Origin of the sequence: Bdellovibrio sp. NC01 (assembly GCF_006874625.1) — a bacterium.
In the GTDB taxonomy this organism is placed as follows: domain Bacteria; phylum Bdellovibrionota; class Bdellovibrionia; order Bdellovibrionales; family Bdellovibrionaceae; genus Bdellovibrio.
On the sequence record NZ_CP030034.1, the window covers coordinates 1460483 to 1482222 of the forward strand.

The window sequence follows — 21740 nt, forward strand, 5'->3', positions numbered from 1 at the left end:
AAAGGGGAGCCACAATGTCTTCACTCAAAATTGGTGAAATCTTAGTTAAGCAAGGTTTGCTGAAACCTGATCAATTTGCTTTGGCTGTTGAAGAGCAAAAAAAATCAGGACAGAAGCTGACGAACGCCATCGTTCAACTTGGATTTCTTAAAGAAAATCAAATTCTTCGTGCGCTCGAAAAGAACTATGCCGTCCCCGGTGTAGAAGTAAATACTTTTGAAATTGATGCTTCTGTTATTGCTATGATTCCGCGTGATATGTGTGAAAAACACACACTCATTCCTTTACAACGCGCGGGAAGCACCTTGGTCGTGGCGTTCGCTGATCCTAGTAACATCATGGTCAAAGAAGATTTGCGCTTCATCGCTCGCTGCCGCATTCAAGCGGTTGTGGGAACTGAAAGTGCGATCAGTGCCGCGATTGAAAAATATTACGGCGGCAGCATCAGCATGAAGCAATTGAACTCTATGTCGATAGCAGGGGAAGACGATGAGTTTTCTTTCTCGGGCCCGACAGCAGAGATCATTGACCAAGAAGGTACGAATGACGACGCTCCTATCGTTAAATTCGTAAACTCTATTTTGGGTGATGCGATTCGTAAAAGAGTTTCCGACGTTCACTTTGAACCGTATGAAAAACGTTATCGTGTGCGCTTCCGTATTGACGGTAACTTAGTGGAAGCAACGGCGCCTCCTCCAGGAACGGCCGCAGCGATTGCTTCGCGTATTAAAATTATGTCGAAACTTGATATCGCGGAAAAACGTCGTCCTCAAGATGGTCGTCTGAAAGTACGTACCATTAAAGGTAAAGAGATGGATTTCCGTGTCAGCGTCTTGCCAACAATCTGGGGCGAGAAAGTCGTACTGCGTTTGCTTGATAAATCAAACTTGCAGCTCGACATGACGAAATTAGGTTTCGAGGAAGACGATCTTAAAATTTTCAAAAACAATATCAACCTTCCGCAAGGAATGGTGTTGATCACAGGTCCGACGGGTTCTGGTAAGACGACAACAATCTATTCTGCATTGGCGGAATTGAATAAAGCAGACGTGAATATTTCGACGGCGGAAGATCCTGTCGAGTTCAACTTGGAAGGTATCAATCAGGTACAAATGAATCCTGACATTGATTTGAACTTCTCAAGTGCGCTGAAGTCTTTCCTTCGTCAAGACCCTGACATCGTTATGGTCGGTGAGATTCGTGACCTTGAAACGGCAGAAATTGCATTTAAAGCGGCCTCAACAGGTCACTTGGTTGTAAGTACTTTGCATACCAACGATGCTCCGGGAACTGTCATTCGTCTGACAGAGATGGGTGTTGCTCCCTATATCATTACTTCTACAGTAAACTTGATCGTGGCTCAGCGTCTGGTGGGTCGCGTGTGTGAATCGTGTAAACAGCCGATCGAAGTTCCAGCACAAACGCTGATCAACCTGGGTGTTGCTGCGAATGATGTGGGTGAATACAAACTTTTCCGCGGAAAAGGTTGTGCGAACTGCGCGGGTACGGGCATTAAAGGTCGTGCCGCAATTTATGAATTGATGAGCATGACTGAAAAGATGAAAGAAGCCATTTTAAAAGGCGCTTCAACAGGTCAGCTTCGTTACCTCGCTCGCGAGCAAGGTATGAGAACTTTGCGTCGTTCGGCTTTGTTAAAGTTAAAGCGCGGTATTACGACAATTGAAGAAGTTTTAAATGCATCAGTGAAGGACGTCTAATGAGTTTAACAGAACTTCTATTGCAGGCTAAATCTAAGAAGGCACAAGAGTTTCTATTCATCGTAGGCAGCGAGCCGCGTGCGCGTGCAGCCACAGGATGGGAAAGTCTTCGTGCTTCTCCTGGTTTGATTACTGAGTGGAATCTTCTTCAGCAAAGCTTTTTAGATAATACCCAAAAAGCCGTGCTTGAAACGACAGGCGTCGTACAGGGTGAGTCTTCGTTTGAAAACTTACGTATTGGTTTTTCATTCTTTCAACAAGACAGCACGATGAAAGCTGTTTTGGATTTGGATATCGATGGTTCACGCCAAGATATTCAAATTCCAGCAAGCGTCCTTGAAAGCTGCATGCGTATGAAAGGACTTGTGTTGATGTCGGCTCCTGGCGAGTCGGGTCAAGTCACTTCCTTGCATAAAATCCTCCAAAAAATGGGTGAAGAAAAATCGTTCTTGGGCGTCGTGTTCTCGAACAAAGCTTTTCCACAAGTCCGTGAAGAAAAAGCAAGCTTCATTTATCACTCGGGCCAATTCGCTCGTCATGAAGAACGTGAAAGTCTTCTTGCGGGTGCGGATATGGTTGTCTTTGACGGTTACGCTGATGACAACAGCTTCATTGAAGCCTTGGCACTAGCAGAGCGTGGCGTGTTTGTTATTTATTCTATGAAAGCTCCGTCATTACCAAATGCACTTCGTCGTTGTCTGGCTGTGTTGTCAGAGCGTTTTGCTGAACACGGGGCGCCTCGTCTGGCGGAAGTTCTGTCAATGGCTTTCGGTCAATATGCGATGCCGGGTCTTGGTGGCGAGCGTGTTCATGCTCATGAAGTTTTATTGGTAAAACCACAAGTTCGTGAATTGCTTGAAACGCAAAATATGAAACAAATTGAAAGTCTGTTACAAGTGGCTCCTGAAAATTCGGGTCTTTTGACTTTGAATCAATCCCTGCTTCAACACTTGATTCGTCGTCGTGTGGATTTGAAGACTGCTTTTGAGTCTTCGCGCGATCCAGATGGCTTAGACTTGCTTCTGAAGAAGGTAGGAATCTAGGATGCCAAAGTTTTCGTATCAGGCAAAAAACTCTGCGGGACAAATGGTGAATGGCGATATCGAAGCGGGCTCTCAACAAGAGGCTGTGATTCGTCTTCGCGCACAACAGTTGATTCCTGTACGTGTCGGTATGGCCTCTGCAAAACAAGGTGTCGGCAAGTCGACAGGTTTGTTCGCGCCGAAAGTAAAAGGTAAAGATCTGCAAATCTTTACTCGTCAGTTTGCGACGTTGATCAATGCCGGTATTCCTGTCGTGGATTCTTTGAAGATCTTGTCGGAAGGTCTGCGTCCTGGTTTGTTAAAAGAAGCCTCAGCTCAAGTTAAAACTTCCATCGAAGGCGGTCGTCGTTTGGCCGATTCAATGGCGCAAGTGCCGGGTGTATTTGATAAACTTTATTGCAACATGATTCAAGCAGGTGAAGAGGCCGGTATCCTTGATGGTATCTTGCAACGTCTTGCCAGCTATATGGAAAAATCGGAAAAACTTAAAGGCCAAGTAAAAGGTGCCTTGGTTTATCCGTTAGTGATCATCATCGTAGCGATTCTGGTCATTGCGGGTATTTTGATTTTCATTATTCCAAAATTTATGGAGTTCTTCGCTTCTTCTGGTCAACAGCCGCCGGCATTGACTCAGATGGTGGTGAACCTCAGCCACTCGTTGACGAATAATTGGTACGTTTATTTGGGTTTGTGTATTGGTGGTCCGATTGCACTTGCTCAATATGGAAAAACGCCGGAAGGTCGCGACACGTTTGATCGTTTGATCTTTAAAGCACCTATCTTCGGTGAAGTGGTGCAGAAGTCAGCGATTGCTAGGCTGACTCGTACGCTGGGTACTTTGTTGTCTTCAGGTGTGGGGTTGATTGAAGCAATCGACATCTCGGCTAAGACTTCAGGTAATATCGTAATCGAACAAGCTCTTCTTCGTTGTAAAGAGTCTGTGACTCAAGGTCGTACTTTCGCTGCACCTTTGGGTCGCGAAAAAGCATTTCCAGAGATGGTTGTGCAGATGATCTCCATCGGTGAGCAATCAGGTACACTGGATGTGATGCTTGGTAAGATCGCCGACTTCTATGAAGACGAAGTTGAAACGGCTGTTAAAGCAATGACTTCATTGATTGAGCCACTTTTGATGGTGGCCTTGGGTGGTATTATCGCAATCCTAGTAATCGCGATGTATCTTCCGATCTTCAACATGGCAGGAACGATTCAATAGATGCGTCTTAGTTATGCGCTTCAGAATAGCAAAAACAATGGACTGGCAGTGGAATTTGCCCGCGTCAGTCTATTCGTACTGATCCTCGGGGTCAGCCTTGTATCTACATTGGTACAAGGAAGCTTCATCAATTGGGTGGTGCTGGGGCCGTTCTATGCGATTTTAACTTTGGCTTTGGGTCTGCATATCGTGTGGATCGCGAAGTGGAATCAATTGATCGAACGTCCGCGTTTATTGTTCGCAGGCTTCGTTCTTGATTCGTTCTTCATCTCGCTTTTGATTTACTATTTCGGTGTCAATCAATCGCTGTTCTTGTTCTTGCATCTTGTGAACATCTTGCTTGCGGGGATTGCGTGTCGTGGTGTCGGGGCATTGACGTTGTCATTGTTCACAAGCATTTTCTTTACGGCGGCAGCGTTGTTTTCACCGGAAATGAAGGCGTTGAATTTCTTCTTCTTGCTGGTTTTAAATAACGTCGCTTTCTTTTCAGTTGCAGGTCTTGCAGGTTATTTAAGCGAGCAATTGCAATCGGTTGGTAAAGAGTTAAAGAAGACGGGGGCAAGTCTTCGTTCAGCACAAGAATTGAATCAGGTTCTGATCGCGAACATCCCATCAGGTATGACTTCGTTTACAGATAACGGTGAGATCATTCAAGCGAACTCGTCCGCGTCGGCGATTCTAGAAAAAGAAAATCTGACTCAAACAAATTGGTTTGAGCTTTTTCCAGAGGCGAAAGCGACGGAAAACAGTTTGTTTAAAGCGGACGTTCGTTACGCTCCGTCGGTAGATCAGGAACCAAAAACTTTGGGGATGACAATTTCCAAAGTGTACAGCCCGGAACTTCAATCAAACGTGTCGATCGCATTGTTTGATGATTTAACCAAAGTTCGTCAGTTGGAATATGCGGCAAGACAAAATGAAAAGCTTGCGGCAGTGGGTGGCTTGGCAGCAGGTATCGCGCACGAGATTCGCAATCCGCTTGCAGGTATCAGTGGCAGTATCGAAATGCTGACGCAAACTGTGACGAACGATGACGATAAGAAGTTAATGAAGATCGTTCTTCGTGAAATTGATCGTTTGAATAATTTGATTACTGAATTCCTTGATTACGCTCGCCCAGAAACTCCGCCGACAGACAAAGTAGATTTGTCTCCGTTGATGAATGAAGTGCTGGATGCAATCAAGGCCGATAACAAACTGCGCGCTGATATCGAACAAGTTCGTGAGCTGGGCTCGGAACTAGTCATTTTGGGTCGCAGAGATAAGTTGAAACAAGTGTTTTTAAATATTGTTTTGAACTCTTACCAAGCGATGGGCGAAGCTAAAGAGCCGCGTCTGATCGTGAAGGCAATGAAAGCTCAAGACAAAGTTGAAGTTCGTATTCGCGACACGGGTTGCGGTATGAGTGAAACGACGAAGAAGAAAATGTTTGAACCATTCCATACAACGAAGCCTAAAGGTACGGGCCTTGGTCTAGCTGTGACTCATAAGATTTTAGAAGGTCACGGGGCGCAAGTGTTCGTTGAGAGTGAACAAGGTGTAGGGACTGAGTTTATTTTGACATTTCCAAAAGCTAACTGAGAGAATAACGTCTATACACAGGACGTGGGAGCGCACACATGAAGTCGAGAATTCTGGTCGTCGATGACGAAGAATCAATACGCGAGTTTTTAGAGATCATGCTCAAGAAAGAAGGGTATGAAGTCACTTTGGCTGAAGACGGCCAAAAAGCGAAAGACCTTCTTACGAAAAAAACTTTCGACATGATCATCTCAGATCTTCAAATGCCTCATGTCACAGGTATTGAACTTCTTAAGCATGTTAAAGAGACATACCCAGATACAGTGTTCATGTTGATCACAGCTTTCGGTACGACTGAAACTGCGGTTGAAGCCATGAAGATGGGTGCCTACGACTATTTGACAAAACCATTCAAGATCGACGAAGTACGTTTGAATATTCAAAACGCTCTTCGTTCGCGCAACTTGGAAGTTGAAAATAGAACGTTGAAAAAAGAATTGGTGAAAGAATATTCCTTCCAAAACATGGTCGGAAATTCTCCAGCAATGCATTCAATCTATGACATGGTTAAACGTGTATCACAAACGCCAACAAACGTTTTGATTACAGGGGAATCTGGTACCGGTAAAGAGGTCGTTGCAAAAGCGATTCACTACAACGGACCATTGAAAGATAAACCTTTCGTTACCGTGAACTGCGGTGCGATTCCTGAAAACTTGATGGAATCAGAAATGTTCGGTCATAAAAAAGGTTCCTTCACGGGCGCCGTTGCTGATAAAGCCGGTCTTTTTGAAGTTGCCGATGGCGGTACATTGTTCCTGGATGAGGTCGGCGAGTTGCCGTTAACGATTCAGGTTAAATTACTTCGCGCGATTCAAGAACGTGTTATCCGCAGAGTGGGTGCGACAGAAGACATGAAAGTCGATGTTCGTATCATCGCTGCGACAAACAGAAATCTTGAAGAGATGGTTGCTAAAGGCGGCTTCCGTCAAGATTTGTTCTATCGTTTGAACGTTATCAACATCAAGACTCCAGGTTTGCGTGAGCGTCGTGAAGACGTTCCATTGCTTGCGAACCATTTCTTGAAAAAATATAACGAGCGTTTGAATAAAAATATTGGTGCAATCAGCACTGAAGCGATGGAAATCCTTAAAAAGTACGACTACCCAGGTAACGTGCGTGAGCTTGAAAACTTGATCGAGCGCACAGTGGCTTTGGAGGGTGGTGCGACAATTCTTCCTGAATCATTGCCACCAATGGTGAATACGTCTTCAGGTCGTAAGATGGCTTCTTCAAACGAGATCGAAATCGGCGATGACGGTGTTGATCTTGATAAGGTGATGGGCCAAATCGAAAAAGAATTGTTAGTAAAAGCGATCCACGCCGCGGGTGGTGTAAAGAAACGTGCAGCAAAACTACTTCATATTTCTTTCCGATCTATGCGTTATCGCATTGAAAAATATAATCTAGGCGTAGTCGGCGACGACGAGTTGGACGACGAGTAAACGGTTTAAATACGGCAGCTGCCGTGTTTAAAGCCGTTTCCTTTTTGCTAAAAAACCATTGGAGACTTTATGGCTAAAGATAATAACAAAAAAGTAGTAGCGCTATTGAACGAAATCATCGAGATGGAAATCTCGGCGGTTGTTCGTTACCTGCATTATGCGTTGATGATCAAAGGACCTAATCGTATTCCAATCGTGAAGTGGTTCCACGATCAAGCGAATGAAGGTTATGCGCACGCTTCGTTGATCGGTGAAAAGATCACGGCGTTGGGTGGTCACCCTTCTTTGAAAGTAAGCCCGGTTCCTGAAACTAAAACACACAAGGTTTTAGATATCTTGAAAGAAAGCCTAGAGTTCGAAGAAAGAGCTCTAGCAAAGTATAAAGAGTTGCTAGCGGTTGTTGAGCCAGATGACGTAGCACTTGAAGAGCTTGTGCGCGAACAAATCCGCAACGAGACAGAGCACATCGAAGAATGCATGAAGATGCTTGATGTGAATTAAGAGTTCATAAAAACAAAAAAGCCAGGTGATGAACCTGGCTTTTTTTGTTTTAAGCGCTAGTGAGTAAAATTACTGAGCAACGTAAACAGGGATTTCCAAGTGCTGATGCTGGCCATTCAAATCGAAGTCCACACGGATCAACCACGGACCTGACATCACGAACCATGCATTCGTAATTTTCGCGACATTAGCAGAAGTGTTTTCAATTTCAACCGGTGCAGAACCGTGACCATGACTGCCCATTTTCATCCACAAATCGACTTTCAAGTTATAGATCTCTGCATTGTTGGCAGTTGCGATATTCACGATGAAAGAAGACTCTGATGAAGAGTTCACATCAGCCAAGAATTGCAATTGTACGCAAGTTTGTGCGTCGTCTGTTGCGCAAACAACGGCGCTTTTATCACCAGCTTTGGGGCTTGTGCCGGCAAATGCTGAAAAGCTCAAAAGCAAAGAGGCTGCCACGATAAGTGCTTTCATTAGGATCTCCTTTGGATGCCAATCGATTTATTGCAAAGGCTTGATGTTGTCGAGCGAAGATATTTGAATGCAACAATCGGATGCATCGCACTTGCTAGTGATGCAAATCAGTCCCAAAGCGGAGCGCGGTCACTATGCAGCGAACGCTGTGCATACAACCCCCTGTTCACATCTGATCATGAAAAATAGTCCCAGAGCGGCTTCTGAGCGTTCTCAGAGTCAATTAACAGATGTTATAAAAAAGTTTCGCTTGTTTCCTTTTATTATCGGCCCATATGGGCTAAGATGCAGACATATGAAAGTACAACAAATCAGTAAGTTAATTAAAGACACCGGTTTAAGCCCTGAAAGATTGGCTGTATATTTTCAAGTTTCCAACATGACTTTGCGTCGTTGGTTGAAAAAACCAGTTGGATATAAAATTCCGGCTCAATATGAGACGAACCTTCACCAAGGTGTTTTGACCCTTGTGAAGAACGGAATGTTGCCTAAAGAGAACGAAATCGTTCTTGAGTCCTACGACTTCATGCAAAGCTTGAGCACGAAAAATTCATTTACAATGATGGATTTGACGATGGAACAGTTCGAGAAAACGTCACAGGACGAAGAAGGCACAGTTGATTTGTGCTTGAAGCTTGGTCAAAAAGACGAAAGCTTGGCTTACGTTCAACAAAACGAAGAAAAACTTCGTGAGTACGAACAAAAAGGCTCAAGCATCGGCGAGAAAGTATCCACACTTTGGAAAGTTTTGAACGGCAGCGACGTGCAAAGAACAAATAAATATGTCGCTATTGGCGCCTTGTTTTACTTGTTGTTCCCATTCGATTTCATTCCAGATGCGATCCCGGCTGTGGGGTTCCTGGATGATATCGCGGTTCTTGGGGTAGCAGTTGACTACTACTTGAAATTAAAACCGTTTAAAGGCTAATTTTGATTCAATAAAGACAAATTAAAAAGGGACTCGATCGAGTCCCTTTTTTTATGCCTACTTTTTAAGAGTGGCTTGGTAAAGCGGCATTACTTTCGGCATCAACGAAGCGATGTGTTCCAAACGCTTTTCATCCGAAGGATGGGTGCTTAAGATTTCCGGTGGTTTTTCGCCACCAACGGCGCCCATTTTTTTCCATAAGTTCATGGCTTCATGTGGGTCGTATCCAGCACGCGCCATAAGTTCAGTGCCGATCACGTCGGCTTCAGATTCTTGGCCACGACCGTGCGGCAACGAGATTGCCACATTCGTCAATTGGCCTAAAGCGCTTGCTGAATTGGCGCTGACTTTTCCGCTCAAAACCAACAGCTCAAGACCTTTTTGTTTTACGAGCTCTTCGGACATTCTTTCGCGACCATGTTCACGCAAAGCATGGGCGATTTCGTGACCCATGATTGCTGCGATCTCACCATCTGTGAGTTTCAATTGTTCGATAATGCCGCTATAGAAAATGATCTTGCCACCAGGCATGCAGTACGCGTTCAATTCTTTGCTGGTGATAACGTGAACTTCCCATTTCCATTCAAGGGCATCTTTGCGGAAAGCCCCTGTTTGCGGAATGATTCTGTTCGCAACAGCTTGCACACGACGAACTTGCGTTGGGTTTGTATCAAGAATCTTTTTAGCAGCAGCTTCTTTCTTAGTTTGTTCATAGCTTGCGGCAGAAGCTTGATTGATTTCGTCAGAAGAAACCAACATCAATTGCGAACGATTGACGCCAGTGGCGCCTTGGTCGGTCGTTGTCGCGCAAGAAGTATAAATGAAAAGAGAAGCGAGTAGGGCTGAGTATTTAAATGCGTTTTTCATAGCCCCAGAATGACAAGGAAGGCTGGGATTGTCAAAATCCGAGCCTTCCAAGGTCTACGCAACATGCTGCGTATCAGCGATTACTGCTTTAGAGTCAGAGGGATCAAGTCGACAGCGAAACGCGCGCCTTCTTGATATTCGTAATTGATATTACCTGACAAATGAACCGAGTTGTTTTCAGGGTCATACAACCAGCCGCCATCCGCTTTTTGTGGGATGATTTGTCCTTTGCCAGCTGCCAATTGTTTGTCTGTGCCGTAACGTACGCGAACTTTCAAAACACCTTTATCGTCAACACGTGGACGTTGGCTTAAGAAGATTTCTTTTTCCAAAGTCTTAACAGTGATGTCGTTACCGATTTTCGCTAAATCGCTACCAAAGTTTTTGCTGACGATGCTCATGATGAACTTTGAACGAATTTGTTCAGGAGTTCCCGCTTGTGCATTTGCCGCAACGATCAACTGATCCAAACGTTCCGGACCGAAGCCAGTACATTTGCCAGTGTTCTTCGGAGTTTTTTGAGTCATATCAAAACACTCTGGGTGATATTTTGGATGAATACGCAAGTCCCAGTCTTTGTATTGATCTGGATCTTGAGGACGAACTAAAACACCGAACACTGATACTTTTTCTTCTTTGCCACCTTTGAAATCAATCAAAGTTTTAGCCATTTGTTCTGGGCTAATACGACTTGTTGAATCGTCAGCATCCGTCATGATCACAACAACAAGTTGTGCATTATCACGGAAGAAACCTTCATTTGCAGCACCACGGCCTGTATTTTCCAAAGCAGCCGCTAGGGGAGAGAAGAACTCCTCAACCTCTGGACCACCTTCAGCGTACGGAGTTACACCAATCGCCAAAGTTGAAGCGAGTGACAATCTTGAACCGTCAGTCTTCGTGTAATAGCGTTTGTTAACAGCTTTGCCGTTTAAGTCTTTCACATAACGAAGATCGCCGATGTTGAAAGAATCTTTTTTCATTTTCGCAAAACGCTCTGAACTATCCCATGTCGACACAACGCCGATATGGTAGTCGATCATTTTGTTCTTAACGATACCCGCAGTAAAACGATCGATATTGCGATTCAAGTTTTCCTGCGCAGACTTCATAGAGTCCGAGTTGTCCATCACAAATAGAATGTCTACTTGCGGATTGAAGTCCAACTGACTTTGACCGCCATCTTCAGTGATCCAGTCGAATTTTTGTGGTTCAACTTTATCGTAAGTTGGGATCTGTGGTTGTTCTTGTTGTGGCAATGGCATTTGCGCTTTGATTTCGCTTGATTCAGGAGAACAAGCTGATAGCAAAGCAAACGCTGCTAGGTAAATAGAAAGGATCGTGATGGTTCTCACATTTTCCTCCTGATGCCTTGAGGACAAGATTTCGCAGAAACTTCGAATTTATCCAATTCGTCGATCCATGGGCGACCGTCGTCCATGAAAACCAATTTGTCTTCGTCTGTTTCTTTGAATTTGCCTTTTTTGTAAAGCTCGTCATTCAAAGACAGATCAGTATGAATTCTTTGAATTGCTTCAACTTCGATCAAGTTCAATTTTTGAACGATCTTAGTGTTTTCTTTTGTTTCATCTGAAGCCAACTCAATCATGCGCGATTTTAATTTCGCAAAACTGTCTTGGTTCAACTTAGTCAAAGTCGCTTGAAGTTTCGCAAAACCTGAATCCTGAGATTTCAAGATGTCCAAAGCTTTTTGCGATACTTTAAACTTCAACAACGCTGACTGAACTTCCAAGTCTTTGTAGTAAAGAACTGGCATATGCAAAAAAGAATCGCCAAGATCTTTAGCCAAAAGCGGGAACTGATCTGTCGTATTAATGACTTTGGCATAAGCTTCGTTCATACCGGACTTAGCCAAGTTTTGAACGTCAACAATGCGGTTCTTTTGCTTTTCTTTAAACATCTGGTGTGTTGCAAAGATGCCTTTGTAATCACAGATTTTTAATTGTGTTAAAGATTGCAAGAAGTAAGCTTCTGAATTCACAACTTCTGAAAACTGTGGACTCAAAAGAGTTTTACTTTGCGCCAATGCTTTTTCAGAGTCCTCTTGACGGAAATAAGTCCAACCTTTTTCCTCTACAGCATTGAACCAATAGTCCGTGCCTTTAGGGACTTGGTTGTACAAAGCCATCGCTTCAGCGAATTGTTTTTTCGCGAAAAGCTTACGAGCTTGTTCCAATTTGTCTTTGCCGTTTTCAGCAGACAAAGTCAGAGCTTGCTTTTCAAGAGCCTTCATATCAAGAAGGTTCAAAAGGTCTTGTGATTTATTATTTTTTAAAGCCGATTTAAATGACTGGCCCCATGCTTCCACTGAGAAGCGCTCTTGTGAAGCGGCGTTCTCAGCTTGTGCCTGGTCTGCTGCCATTGCCGAAGAGGCAATCGCAAGCATGCAAGTCACGAAAATTGAAGTGGCAATCCAGGATTTACGACTCATAGAATCCAACCTAAACCAAGTGTCGCAACACCAGTGTCAAGTTGACGTGAACCAGTGACTGGGCTGTCTTTATAAGTTTGGTAACGGAATTCTGCACGCGCAGACAAATGTTTAGAAATCCAAGCAGCAACACCAATACCTGCGGTTGCAAGACCTGTCGAACCACTTGAAAGAGTGATTTGACCGCCACCAGCAAGCAAGTACATATCAAATTGTGTTACGCCCATATCAAGGAAGCTTGTTTTACCATAGATTGGGTACCAGTTCACAACGGCAAGCATTGCATTTTCTGGGTAGTCGATATCAACTGCGTAACCAGTACCACCAGCTTGAACGTTTTTACGAGCATTGTCGTAAACGCGTTTACCTTCGTCAGTTAAGCTGTTGCCGTAATCGTAATAACGAGCACCTATAGACCAACGGGGAGTGATGTGGTAATCCATCGCGAAACCAGCGCTTTGTGTTTTCAAATAAGAGTCACCGCCGATAACGCCGCCATAAGAAAGACCGAATTCAATGCGGTTTCTTCTTTGTACAAGACGCTCTTGAACAACGCGTGAACGTGTTTCAGATTTGATGTTTTGAGCCATCTCTGCCAACTCTTGGTTACCACCTAAAGAGTCGATGTCTTCGCTGACATTCAATTGTTTTGAAGACGCTTTGCTGCCAGCGGCTGAAGAAACAGATGACCAGGAAAGAGCAGCAAGAACTAAAAGACTAATGACTTTAGCGGTTTTCATTATTTCTTCTCCACGTTTTGCTCAGCAGGCTTTTGCTCTGTTGAAGGAGCCGTTGCACCTGTGTTGCAAAGGTTTTGTTCAGTCGAAGCGTTCACTACTTTCAACGAGTAAGCAGTCGTTTCAGAAGAACGGCTGTTTACTGTGCTTGTCGCAGTCATCTCAATCTGCCCCGCCACTTGGTCAAGAGCTGCGTCACAAGGAACATTCCAACTTAAAGTACAATCTTGTTTGTTAGCGCCAGAAGCTGAAGCTTGGCATGTCACAGAAGGTGAGCCCGCCAATTTTGCTTCTTTTGTTTCAACAGCAACTGCTGCCGCTGAATCAGGAGACGCCACTGTGAATTTCAAGCTCACAGCTTGACCACGAGAAACTTCCAAACTTTGTTGCGCTAAACCAGAAAGGTCAAAGCGAGGAGCCGTGATCGTTTTAGTGTATTTGATTTTTAATTGCGTCAAACTCTCTGGAGTCGACAAACCAACCGGGCTGAATACTTTAAAGCTCAAACGAACGCGTGTGCCGTCAGAGTTTTTAAGAATCGTACCGTCTTTAGCCAATTGTGGTTGGACAGAAATATTCTTTGTATCGAATAACAAAGAGAACTTCCATTTTGAATCGCCAAGATATTCAGGATCTTTTTGATTCAAGTCAGCAACAACGTATCTTGAACCATCAAGTTCAAGGAAGTTGTTACCCGCTGTGTAAGACACACCGTCATAGCTGATAACCAAACGTGGTTTTGCAGATGCAGAACCGTCAATGCCAGGAACCGCTACAGTAACCGAGAACGGAGTCAATGCGCCTTCAGAAAGTTCTGTTGGCAAGCTTTCCACTTTCAAACCAGAAGGAAGCTCTTGGTTTCTGAAAAGGAACAAGCTGATTTCTTTTGAACGAACCAGACCTTTCAATTGCGCGGCATTTTTAGCATCGTCAGCAACAACAACTTCAGCAACTAGCTTGACGTTGTATGTTTTCATGCTGGCATTTGAAGGAACCGTGTAAAGAGCTGGAGTCCAAGAAAGAACATAAAGATCTTTTTCAGTTTGCGAAGCTTTCAATGTGGCACCGTCTGGCAAACCTTGAGCACTCAATTTTACTTGAACACCTGGAACCAAGACGCGCGCACGAACTTTAAAGCTCGCTGCTTGACCTTCATTGAAAGTCATTTGTGAATCAGGAGTGATAACGATGAATTTATCATCGATGCTTGATTCTTCTTTAACGATAACTTGCGGTTTTTCCACGATCACAGTGTTTGTGATCACGCGTGGTTTTTCAGGTCCTTGAGTCGATTGCTCTTTCGCGTATTTGCGATAGTCGGCAAGAGTCACACCATTCGATTCTGGAACTGGATTTTTCTTCCACTCTCCGCAGCCAGTCAAAGCTAGGCCCACAGGGATAAGAGTCAAAAACGATTTAATGTGATTCATAACAACCTCTCAATTAGCGACTGCTTACGCGAGTCAGCTCAAATGGATAGAGAACATCAACATTCACTTTGCCTACAGGGCGAGGGAACTGCCATGTACGCATTCTATCAAGCATGCAGTTTTCAACCATGCGCGAACCTAAAGACGACTGCGATACTTTCGCCGTTGTGATACGACCTGCTGGACCGATCACGAAATCGACTGCCACGCGACCACCAAGAGTTGGAGCCGCTTGCAAACCTTTTTCATAACAATAGATGATTTGACCTCTGTTGCGGTTGATAACAGCGATGATTTGGTCACGATCTAAACCGCCTTCAACAGTTGCTTCTTCATCAAGAGGAAGACTGACTGCGCTTGTGCCGCCAACCATATTCAATTTGCCGTAACCAGCTTTACCGCCACCAACACCACGAGTACCGTAGCCACCCGCAGATTGGGCACGACCGCCTTCACCCGCGGAACCTGCGATCAAACCAGAACCAGGCATATAACCTTTGATACCACCACGGCCTGCTGAACCAACGCCGCCACCGCCGCTGCCTGTACCGGCTGCACGGATTGCTTTCATTGAGCGAGGATCCAAACCTTCATAACCTTTAGCACCAGTTGGGATACCACCCAAAGCGGCCAAAGCACCAACGCGTTCAACGTTTACGGCTTTCGCTGTATTCACTTTGTAAGGTTTTGTTTTAAGTTTATTCGCAACCGGGCGATAAACTTTGTTCGTTTGTTTCAACTTATGCTCTGACACTTTGACGTGCGGAGCCGGTTGAGCTTTTTCAGGTTTTGTTTCGTCTTTAGGAAGAACGATCGTCACTAATTGCGGCTCTTCTTTTTTAGAGAAGTAATGAGCAATAACCCATGAACCAAGCATTAATGCAAACAACGCCGCCAAGTGACCCAACGCTGTTTTTTGCATGATGATTTTAAGATCTTCTTTATCGTTTTCTTCTGGAAGGTAATAGATCGGGCTGTTGTCGACTTTAGCGCCGGCAACACGCACTGAACCAACACCCGGAATCACCATACCAGCTTCAGAAATTTCTGAAAGATTGATGGTTTTAAGAAGACGATAATCAACCTTGTTTTCATCAAGTGATTCAAGACGGGTATACGCTTCAACTCTGCGTTTATCAGTCAGATAAACGAGATTCAAAGCTTCAGCTTCAACCGAGAAGGTACGAACCTTCTGGCCCAACTGATTTTGTAAGATTAAAAGCTTTGTTGTTCCCATTTCTGAATCCTAGTTTCTTTCTTGATCTTGTTGGATGCGGTCTTCGAACTGTGTTCTTCCGCCCAGAAGATCTTCAAGTAATTTATCGTTTTCTACTGCGGCCTTCGTACTAAGTGAGGTCTGATATTTCCCGCGAAGGGCAGAACCGTCGAACTTAAACGAAGTGCCAAGTTTTGGCTTAGTACCCTCGACTTTTTTCCCTTCATTAGGGCTTGTTTTCGCGAGGGCGCTAGCTCCAAAGCTGCTAATCAGAGTTAGCAAAAGGGAGGCCACTAAAACTGCTGTTTTCATAGGCTTTTTCCTTTCTGGATGTGATTTAAACGCGCTTCCAGATAAGAGGGCATTAACGGATGGCCAATTTTTGTCTCGATAGATTTCAAGTTTTCAAGATCCTTCACGCTATCAGGGTTTTCAGACACTGATTTGCGAGCCGAAGCAAGATCACGAGCCGACAATGATGAAGAGCCATAAGCATCTTCGACCGCCGTCTTCATTTTGCCGCGACCTGGAAGCTCTTCCAACATCTGCATTTCACGAGAAAGCAGCTTTTGGATCTCTGGGCGCGCCATACGGTAGTCGCGAGCCAAAGAGGCAAGAGCAGGGGATGAATTCCATAATTCGTTCATTTTCGTCTGAGCCGTTTTCGCCTTCATCAAGAACGGTCTTGATTTGGCTTTCAAGGCTTCAACGTATTGCTTTTGTTGAGCCGCCGTCAGACCCTTTGGCATATCAGCGCCTGACAAATCCTTAACAAAGCGTTGATTTTCAATCGCTACGATATTCAAAGCGACCAACTGAGCTGTGATGTCTTTTGTTTGAATAGACTCAGTCAAAGTTTGGTCTGCTTTAGCCAACAATTTCATACGTTGAGTAATACCCTTCGTAAGATTTTTGTCAGAACCATCGTCAATTTTGTGCTTCGCGATCTGATTTTGGAACTCATTAAGCTTGTTGTAGAACTCTTGTTTGCGAATGAAAGAGTTCGCAGATTGTTTGCGCATCTCTTTCATTTCTAAAATCGATTGCAAGCCTGCTTTGTTTCCAGTTTTTGCGTAAACCAACAAAGTCGTTTCATTCAACATTGAAGGTCTTGCACGCAAGTCAGCAGATTGGATTTTCAACTCTCTAACAGGGTTGCTTGAAAGAAGAACCAAACGCTCGCGGATAACAAGAGCACGTTCACCAGAAATACCTAAAGCCAAAGCTTCTTTATAGTGTTTTTCCGGATTGATATCAGCCAAGTCAGCCAAAGTACCAAGACGGAAAGCTTTTTCTTTCGCCGATACTTTTGAATCGTTCATTTTCAAAGCGGTATTATAAGCGTTTTTGAAATCAAGCTTACGTTCGTAGTAACCAACAAGTTGTTCTAAATACTGCTGCTTCTTCGCTTCTGGAGTTTCAGGAGTATTGATCAACGCATACAAAGATTTTGCATAAACGTCGTCTTCGCCCAGTTTTTTCGCAACGACGCTTAAGTTTGTGAAAATCAAGATGCGTTCGTCTGGTTTTGCACCATCCAATTTCGTCTTCAAAACTGTCTTCATCACTGATTTCAATTCTGATTTTGTCGAATGCGGATTGTTTGCGACGTCAGCCACTTGATTCATCAAAGCACGACGAGCCACACCTGAAAACTCAGGGGCGTTTGCCGGCATCATCTCTGCGTAGTCATTTGCATTTTCTTGGATGGCTTCGTCGTCTTTCAACTGAGCGTAAGAATCCAAGGCAAGGTCCGCGGATTTTTTACGAAGATCTGCTTTCGTGTTTTTATCACGAGCCAAATCGTTAAACATCTTCGCCGCGTCTTTCAACTGCTTAGCTTGATAAAGCTGGTAAGCTTGTTGGTAACGAACTTCGTAGTATTTTTCGTCTTTTGCGGAATTCTTTAAGAAGTAAGCGTAAGCCTCTTTCTTAAGAACGGGATCGCCAGATTTTTCAGCAGCAGCAACTTCATTCAGCATCGCTTCGTTTTGCTCTTTAGCTGAATAAGTGCGGCCTTCGGCGATTGTGCGGTAAAGTTTGATAGCGGTTGGGTATTTACCCATGTCCATCGCAACTTGTGAACCACGTTGTACCATTTCCTTGTCGCCAGGGAATGTGTTTGCGTAAATGATATACGCGTTCAAAAGGTCTTGGTCAGGTTTTACTTTTTTAGAGCGGTGAAGTTCCGTTACATAACGCTTCATCGTCTTTTTCAATTCTTCGCACTTGTTCGAATCGTCGCAATCAGTATTTTTGAAAGCTTCAGCAGCTTTCGCGAAGTCTTGCGTTGATTTGCCAGTTTCACCACGGTCGTAGTTCACTTGTGCCATACGAACAAAAGCTTCAAGACGTTCTTGTTTTGTCAAATCAGGTTGATCCATATAACGCGTCAGGATCAAGTGTGCCGCTTGTTTTTGACCAACGCGGTCTGCTTCCTGAGCGAAATTCAAGATCAATTCTTTGCGTTTTTCTTTAGGAGTCAAAGTTTCATAACGAGCGATTTCTTTAATCGTGATCTCTTTACGAGCATAGAAAGTACCCAGGTCGCGAACGATATCAGTGTGGAAAACTGGATCGTAATTGCTGCCAGCTTCCGTGTCTTTCGTGATTTTAGTAGGGTCTTTCAACAAGCCCTCTAATGTGTCGATAGCAGAAGTCAGCTTGTCTGTGTTGAAGTCACACCAAGCCATGTTGTAGATAGCTAAAGATTTGTTTTCAAGATTTTTGTCTTTCAACGCGATCACGTAGTGTTCTTTAGCTTCTTTGAATTTGCCTTTTTGGAATAGCAAATCGCCCAATGAAGCGTGAGATCTAGAAACGATACCAGCATCGATAGACTTCGCTTTAGCTTCTTTAATAATACGTTCAAACAACGCAATAGCTTGATCTTGTTGACCAGCCATTTCGTACAAGTGAGCCAATTGGAACAAGATCGGTCCGTGCTCGTTCAATTTCACTTCAGTCAAAAGAGTTTCATAAATTTTGATAGCGCGTTGACGGTCGTCTTTAGAACCTTTGCAGTTTTCGCAGTTCGCTTCAACTTCAGCCATGAAACGAGTACGTGCGCGTTCCGCCAAAACGTCAGCAAGACGTTGTTGTGTTGGAATCCAAGAAGGGTCTTTGCGATCCATCAAGTCCAAAACACGGTCCATCTTTTTGATAACCAAGTCTTGCGTGTCTGCATTCATCTTCTCTGCATGAACCGGATGAGAGAAGAGCATACCCGCAAGAACCACATTTAAAAAAAGGAGGTGTTTTGTGTTTTTCATTATTTTGGTACTACCGCGAATTTAAGTTTTTCAATGCCAGCTTGAGATCCCGCTTTAAGCAATGGATCGAGATCGGCATATTTCATCTCGGTATCGGCTTGGATCATCAACTCAACTTTGTCTTCTTTGGTTTTTTTCAACTCAGCCAATTTGTTGCTTAGTTGTGAACCAGACACAGCTTTATCGTTCAAGAAGTACGAACCCTTCTCGATACGCAGGATCGCAGTTTCTTTATCGATACCTTGGCTGTGTGAAGCTTGAGGAAGATTCATACGCGAAGGAACGGAAGTTTCGATACCGCTGTTTTGCGTTCCGATAAGCAAATAGATAACGATGATTGAAAAAGCGTCGATCAAAGAAGTTAAAGGCAATGCGATCGCAAGGTTGCTAGCGATGCCTTTTTTCTTTTTATTTCCGTTTTTCAAGACCATCGCATCCATCAGTGGAGAAGCTTTTTGGTCTACTTTTAAAAAGCTCGTTTTCATAAAATTACCCAAGAGGGGACAAGCCCACACCTTCAAATTGAGATTGTTTCAACTGATCCATGATTTTGATCACATCGCCGTAAGAGCTTTGAGCTCCGGGGCGAACGATACCAGTTTTCAGTTCAGGGAATTTTGTTTTCAAATCGGCTAATTTGGCTTCAAGGCCTGCCCAGTTCACACCTTTCGTAGTTTTAGCTACGCGTGTTTCTGATGTTTGAAGCTTCGGAAGGTCGCGCACAGAAAGTTGTACGCTACCATCTGCATCCAAAGTCACCCACAAAGACGGAGGATTTTTAGCGCCTGATGTGGAGTTGTCTCCAATAGCTTGCTTTGTATCCAATGTGCCGATTTGAACCCATACCGCTGTCAACAACAGAAAGCAGATCAACACAGACAAGATGTCCAGGATCGGCAAAATGTTGATATCAAAATTCAACTTATCGTTGTTGTTGCTGGATGCGCTCATAGCTTACGCCCTTATCTACTATTGTTTCTTGTCTGAAACTGGTTCGTAGTGGAAACCCAATTGGATGAACAAGTTCAAAGCCGCTTTGTTCAAATCGTCAGTTAAACGAGATGCACGGTTTTGAAGAACCGCATACATAATCAAAGCAGGAACTGCCACGATCAAACCGTACGCCGTTGTATTCATCGCTAATGAGATACCTTGAGAAAGGATTGTCGCTTTTTCTACTGGGTTCGCGTTGGCGATACCTGCGAAAGAGTGGATCAAACCTGTGATCGTACCTAATAGACCCAACAATGTCGCAACGTTAGCGAACATCGCAAGGAAACCAATGCGTTTTTCTACGCGCGAGTTTTCTTCTAATAGGATTTCGTCCATTTTAAGTTGGATTTCTTCTTTTCCGCCCATATCAAGAGCCGCTTGGATACCTGCAGAGGCAACAACACCCAATGGTTCTTTCATGCCCAATTGCATAGAGCGACGAAGAGCTTTATCGAGGTGACCTGCACGGATATCTTCCGCAAGAAGTTTAGAAAGCTCTTTTTGATTCGTTTTACGAGAAACGAACAAAGCGTGAGAGCGTTCCAAGATAATAGCTACAGATACGATCTGAGCTGCCAAAATCGTCCACATCCAAATTGCATCGCCAGATGTGAAGCCAGAACCAAGTGACATTAGGAATTGCATATAAAATCCTCCAGTTAGTTTTCCGGAAGTCTTATGAGCAACGTTAGTGCCACGATTTGAGACGCCTATTCAGGCCTAAAACTGATTAGAAAGTGAAGAAAGTAAACAGGGGTGACACTTTACGGCGTCACCCCTGTTAAAGATGGATGGAAGATGGAGCTTGCTAAAATGCGATTAGAAAACGCCGTTTACGGACGCTGCGATCCAATAAGGGTTGTCCAAACGAACGTCATCTTTGTTGATGGCATCGCGATAGAATGAAACGCCAGCTTCAGCACTTGCATTCACACCGTGGTAAGAAGGACTTGTTAGCTTACCAACAACTTCAGTGTCCCAGTTGATTTGTGGCGCGTGATAGTATTGATGGCCGTCGCCGTGAGCAACGTTGTTCCAGTCATTGTGCAACTCGTATTTATCATCACGACCTTGAACGGCATCGCGCGCTTTATAGTTTGCGACCACACCAACTTCAGCCCATTTTGCTGGTTGATATTTGCTGCCCGCTGAAAGAACCAATTGATTGCCTAGGGCCCAGCCGTTTTCATTGCGACCACCACGAACTGTTGCTTCGGCACGAGCACTTTGCACCCATGCTGGCGTCGTCGTGTAAGAGTATGTGCTACCGATGACCAAGTCTGTCGTTCCAGAACCCAATTGCATATTGTAAGCGGCGTTTTGCGTTGGAGCGCTTGTGAATTTTTGATTGATGTCACCAGTAGGCAACGTCACGCTGATATCAGTCAGAATCAGGTGGCTGCCTTGCACAAGAGTTGGTGTCACAGCCATCAAACGAATATCGCTAAGGCCCTCTGTGTAGTCGCGGGTTTTGAAGTTCAAACCACCTGGTAGTGGTTCATACACTGTTTCAACCATGTTTTTGATGTACGGAACGAAAGCAAGCAAAGTCCAGTTGGGGCTTAGCAAGTAAGTCGCAGTCACCATGTTCATATCAACAGTCGCAGCATCGAATTTGTAGATGCGTGTGTTGGCTGAGTTCGTGCCTTGCAAATCGTATTTGTAGTAACTGTAAGTCAGAAACAATTTCGGTTGTTCTACTTTTGTAGAAATAGTTCCTTCTTGAGCCCATGCAGATGTCGAGCAGGCGATCAGTAAACTTGCGACAATACCATAAGCAATCAAAGTCGATTTTTTCATAAAAAATCCTTCCAGAGTGTTCGAGTTTTTCTTTGAAGTCGCGATAGGAATTCCGCGAAAG

The 21740-nt window shown here is 44.2% G+C and carries 20 protein-coding genes; 7 read left to right on the forward strand and 13 right to left on the reverse strand.

The genetic code is table 11. The features are described from left to right. The first annotated feature begins 14 nt into the window (after window positions 1-14). The 6 genes from pilB (at window position 15) to DOE51_RS07005 (ending at window position 7504) form a co-directional block, all read left to right on the forward strand. Complete coding sequence (gene pilB, locus DOE51_RS06980; RefSeq protein ID WP_142695829.1) at window positions 15-1718, forward strand: type IV-A pilus assembly ATPase PilB; 1704 nt, start codon at window positions 15-17, stop codon at window positions 1716-1718. After that, window positions 1718-2761, forward strand: a complete 1044-nt coding sequence (locus tag DOE51_RS06985; protein WP_142695830.1) for a twitching motility protein PilT — start codon at window positions 1718-1720, stop codon at window positions 2759-2761. Before pilB ends, DOE51_RS06985 begins: the two co-directional genes overlap by 1 nt. A 1-nt stretch (window position 2762) precedes the next feature. Then, a complete protein-coding gene (locus DOE51_RS06990) occupies window positions 2763-3977 on the forward strand; it encodes a type II secretion system F family protein (protein WP_142695831.1) in 1215 nt (404 codons plus the stop codon). A gap of 48 nt (window positions 3978-4025) precedes the next feature. Next, on the forward strand, window positions 4026-5558 hold the full coding sequence (locus tag DOE51_RS06995; RefSeq protein ID WP_246845452.1) for a nitrogen regulation protein NR(II): 1533 nt from the start codon (window positions 4026-4028) through the stop codon (window positions 5556-5558). A gap of 38 nt (window positions 5559-5596) precedes the next feature. Next, window positions 5597-7003, forward strand: coding sequence for a sigma-54 dependent transcriptional regulator (locus tag DOE51_RS07000; protein WP_142695833.1), 1407 nt, complete (start codon window positions 5597-5599; stop codon window positions 7001-7003). A gap of 69 nt (window positions 7004-7072) precedes the next feature. Next, window positions 7073-7504, forward strand: coding sequence for a bacterioferritin (locus DOE51_RS07005; RefSeq protein ID WP_142695834.1), 432 nt, complete (start codon window positions 7073-7075; stop codon window positions 7502-7504). 69 nt (window positions 7505-7573) lie between these two features. On the opposite strand, the gene DOE51_RS07010 is transcribed toward DOE51_RS07005, so the two are convergent. Continuing rightward, window positions 7574-7984 carry a hypothetical protein gene (locus DOE51_RS07010; RefSeq protein WP_142695835.1) on the reverse strand — a complete coding sequence of 137 codons (411 nt, stop codon included), beginning with the start codon at window positions 7982-7984 and terminating at the stop codon, window positions 7574-7576. 295 nt (window positions 7985-8279) lie between these two features. Here DOE51_RS07010 and DOE51_RS07015 point away from each other — a divergent pair, with 295 nt between their 5' ends. Next, a complete protein-coding gene (locus DOE51_RS07015) occupies window positions 8280-8912 on the forward strand; it encodes a YkvA family protein (RefSeq protein WP_168196403.1) in 633 nt (210 codons plus the stop codon). Window positions 8913-8969: 57 nt separating this feature from the next. On the opposite strand, the gene DOE51_RS07020 is transcribed toward DOE51_RS07015, so the two are convergent. The 12 genes from DOE51_RS07020 to DOE51_RS07075 all read right to left on the reverse strand — a co-directional run bounded on the left by DOE51_RS07020 (window position 8970) and on the right by DOE51_RS07075 (window position 21679). Continuing rightward, window positions 8970-9779 (reverse strand): M48 family metallopeptidase, encoded by an 810-nt coding sequence (locus tag DOE51_RS07020; protein ID WP_142695837.1) that lies wholly within the window; start codon window positions 9777-9779, stop codon window positions 8970-8972. Between the two features lie 80 nt (window positions 9780-9859). After that, on the reverse strand, window positions 9860-11134 hold the full coding sequence (locus tag DOE51_RS07025) for a hypothetical protein (RefSeq protein ID WP_142695838.1): 1275 nt from the start codon (window positions 11132-11134) through the stop codon (window positions 9860-9862). After that, window positions 11131-12231, reverse strand: coding sequence for a hypothetical protein (locus DOE51_RS07030; protein ID WP_142695839.1), 1101 nt, complete (start codon window positions 12229-12231; stop codon window positions 11131-11133). The genes DOE51_RS07025 and DOE51_RS07030 overlap by 4 nt, the downstream gene beginning before the upstream one ends. After that, the gene (locus DOE51_RS07035) at window positions 12228-12971 is read right to left on the reverse strand and encodes an outer membrane beta-barrel domain-containing protein (protein WP_142695840.1); all 744 of its coding nucleotides are present in this window, start codon (window positions 12969-12971) and stop codon (window positions 12228-12230) included. The genes DOE51_RS07030 and DOE51_RS07035 overlap by 4 nt, the downstream gene beginning before the upstream one ends. Then, window positions 12971-14398, reverse strand: a complete 1428-nt coding sequence (locus DOE51_RS07040; protein WP_246845454.1) for a hypothetical protein — start codon at window positions 14396-14398, stop codon at window positions 12971-12973. Before DOE51_RS07040 ends, DOE51_RS07035 begins: the two co-directional genes overlap by 1 nt. A gap of 13 nt (window positions 14399-14411) precedes the next feature. Further along, on the reverse strand, window positions 14412-15635 hold the full coding sequence (locus tag DOE51_RS07045; protein ID WP_142695841.1) for an AgmX/PglI C-terminal domain-containing protein: 1224 nt from the start codon (window positions 15633-15635) through the stop codon (window positions 14412-14414). 9 nt (window positions 15636-15644) lie between these two features. After that, a complete protein-coding gene (locus DOE51_RS07050; RefSeq protein ID WP_142695842.1) occupies window positions 15645-15926 on the reverse strand; it encodes a hypothetical protein in 282 nt (93 codons plus the stop codon). Continuing rightward, a complete protein-coding gene (locus tag DOE51_RS07055; protein WP_142695843.1) occupies window positions 15923-18886 on the reverse strand; it encodes a tetratricopeptide repeat protein in 2964 nt (987 codons plus the stop codon). The genes DOE51_RS07050 and DOE51_RS07055 overlap by 4 nt, the downstream gene beginning before the upstream one ends. Beyond that, the gene (locus DOE51_RS07060; RefSeq protein WP_142695844.1) at window positions 18886-19371 is read right to left on the reverse strand and encodes a biopolymer transporter ExbD; all 486 of its coding nucleotides are present in this window, start codon (window positions 19369-19371) and stop codon (window positions 18886-18888) included. The genes DOE51_RS07055 and DOE51_RS07060 overlap by 1 nt, the downstream gene beginning before the upstream one ends. 4 nt (window positions 19372-19375) lie before the next feature. Next, entirely contained in the window at window positions 19376-19837 is a 462-nt protein-coding gene (locus DOE51_RS07065) for a biopolymer transporter ExbD (RefSeq protein ID WP_142695845.1), read from the reverse strand. Between the two features lie 18 nt (window positions 19838-19855). After that, the gene (locus DOE51_RS07070) at window positions 19856-20524 is read right to left on the reverse strand and encodes a MotA/TolQ/ExbB proton channel family protein (RefSeq protein ID WP_142695846.1); all 669 of its coding nucleotides are present in this window, start codon (window positions 20522-20524) and stop codon (window positions 19856-19858) included. Window positions 20525-20698: 174 nt separating this feature from the next. After that, window positions 20699-21679: a hypothetical protein gene (locus DOE51_RS07075; protein ID WP_142695847.1), complete on the reverse strand. Its 981-nt coding sequence runs from the start codon at window positions 21677-21679 to the stop codon at window positions 20699-20701. Window positions 21680-21740 lie beyond the last annotated feature (61 nt).

Bases quoted from the DNA above. Each gene is read 5' to 3' on its own strand.
- DOE51_RS07050 (WP_142695842.1), bottom strand. From the start codon at position 15,926: ATGAAAACAGCAGTTTTAGTGGCCTCCCTTTTGCTAACTCTGATTAGC.
- DOE51_RS07055 (WP_142695843.1), bottom strand. From the start codon at position 18,886: ATGAAAAACACAAAACACCTCCTTTTTTTAAATGTGGTTCTTGCGGGT.
- DOE51_RS07040 (WP_246845454.1), bottom strand. From the start codon at position 14,398: ATGAATCACATTAAATCGTTTTTGACTCTTATCCCTGTGGGCCTAGCT.
- DOE51_RS06985 (WP_142695830.1), top strand. From the start codon at position 1,718: ATGAGTTTAACAGAACTTCTATTGCAGGCTAAATCTAAGAAGGCACAA.
- DOE51_RS06990 (WP_142695831.1), top strand. From the start codon at position 2,763: ATGCCAAAGTTTTCGTATCAGGCAAAAAACTCTGCGGGACAAATGGTG.
- DOE51_RS07030 (WP_142695839.1), bottom strand. From the start codon at position 12,231: ATGAGTCGTAAATCCTGGATTGCCACTTCAATTTTCGTGACTTGCATG.
- DOE51_RS07035 (WP_142695840.1), bottom strand. From the start codon at position 12,971: ATGAAAACCGCTAAAGTCATTAGTCTTTTAGTTCTTGCTGCTCTTTCC.
- DOE51_RS07065 (WP_142695845.1), bottom strand. From the start codon at position 19,837: ATGAGCGCATCCAGCAACAACAACGATAAGTTGAATTTTGATATCAAC.
- DOE51_RS07070 (WP_142695846.1), bottom strand. From the start codon at position 20,524: ATGCAATTCCTAATGTCACTTGGTTCTGGCTTCACATCTGGCGATGCA.
- DOE51_RS07075 (WP_142695847.1), bottom strand. From the start codon at position 21,679: ATGAAAAAATCGACTTTGATTGCTTATGGTATTGTCGCAAGTTTACTG.
- DOE51_RS07020 (WP_142695837.1), bottom strand. From the start codon at position 9,779: ATGAAAAACGCATTTAAATACTCAGCCCTACTCGCTTCTCTTTTCATT.
- DOE51_RS07005 (WP_142695834.1), top strand. From the start codon at position 7,073: ATGGCTAAAGATAATAACAAAAAAGTAGTAGCGCTATTGAACGAAATC.
- DOE51_RS07000 (WP_142695833.1), top strand. From the start codon at position 5,597: ATGAAGTCGAGAATTCTGGTCGTCGATGACGAAGAATCAATACGCGAG.
- DOE51_RS07045 (WP_142695841.1), bottom strand. From the start codon at position 15,635: ATGGGAACAACAAAGCTTTTAATCTTACAAAATCAGTTGGGCCAGAAG.
- pilB (WP_142695829.1), top strand. From the start codon at position 15: ATGTCTTCACTCAAAATTGGTGAAATCTTAGTTAAGCAAGGTTTGCTG.
- DOE51_RS07015 (WP_168196403.1), top strand. From the start codon at position 8,280: ATGAAAGTACAACAAATCAGTAAGTTAATTAAAGACACCGGTTTAAGC.
- DOE51_RS07060 (WP_142695844.1), bottom strand. From the start codon at position 19,371: ATGAAAACGAGCTTTTTAAAAGTAGACCAAAAAGCTTCTCCACTGATG.
- DOE51_RS07010 (WP_142695835.1), bottom strand. From the start codon at position 7,984: ATGAAAGCACTTATCGTGGCAGCCTCTTTGCTTTTGAGCTTTTCAGCA.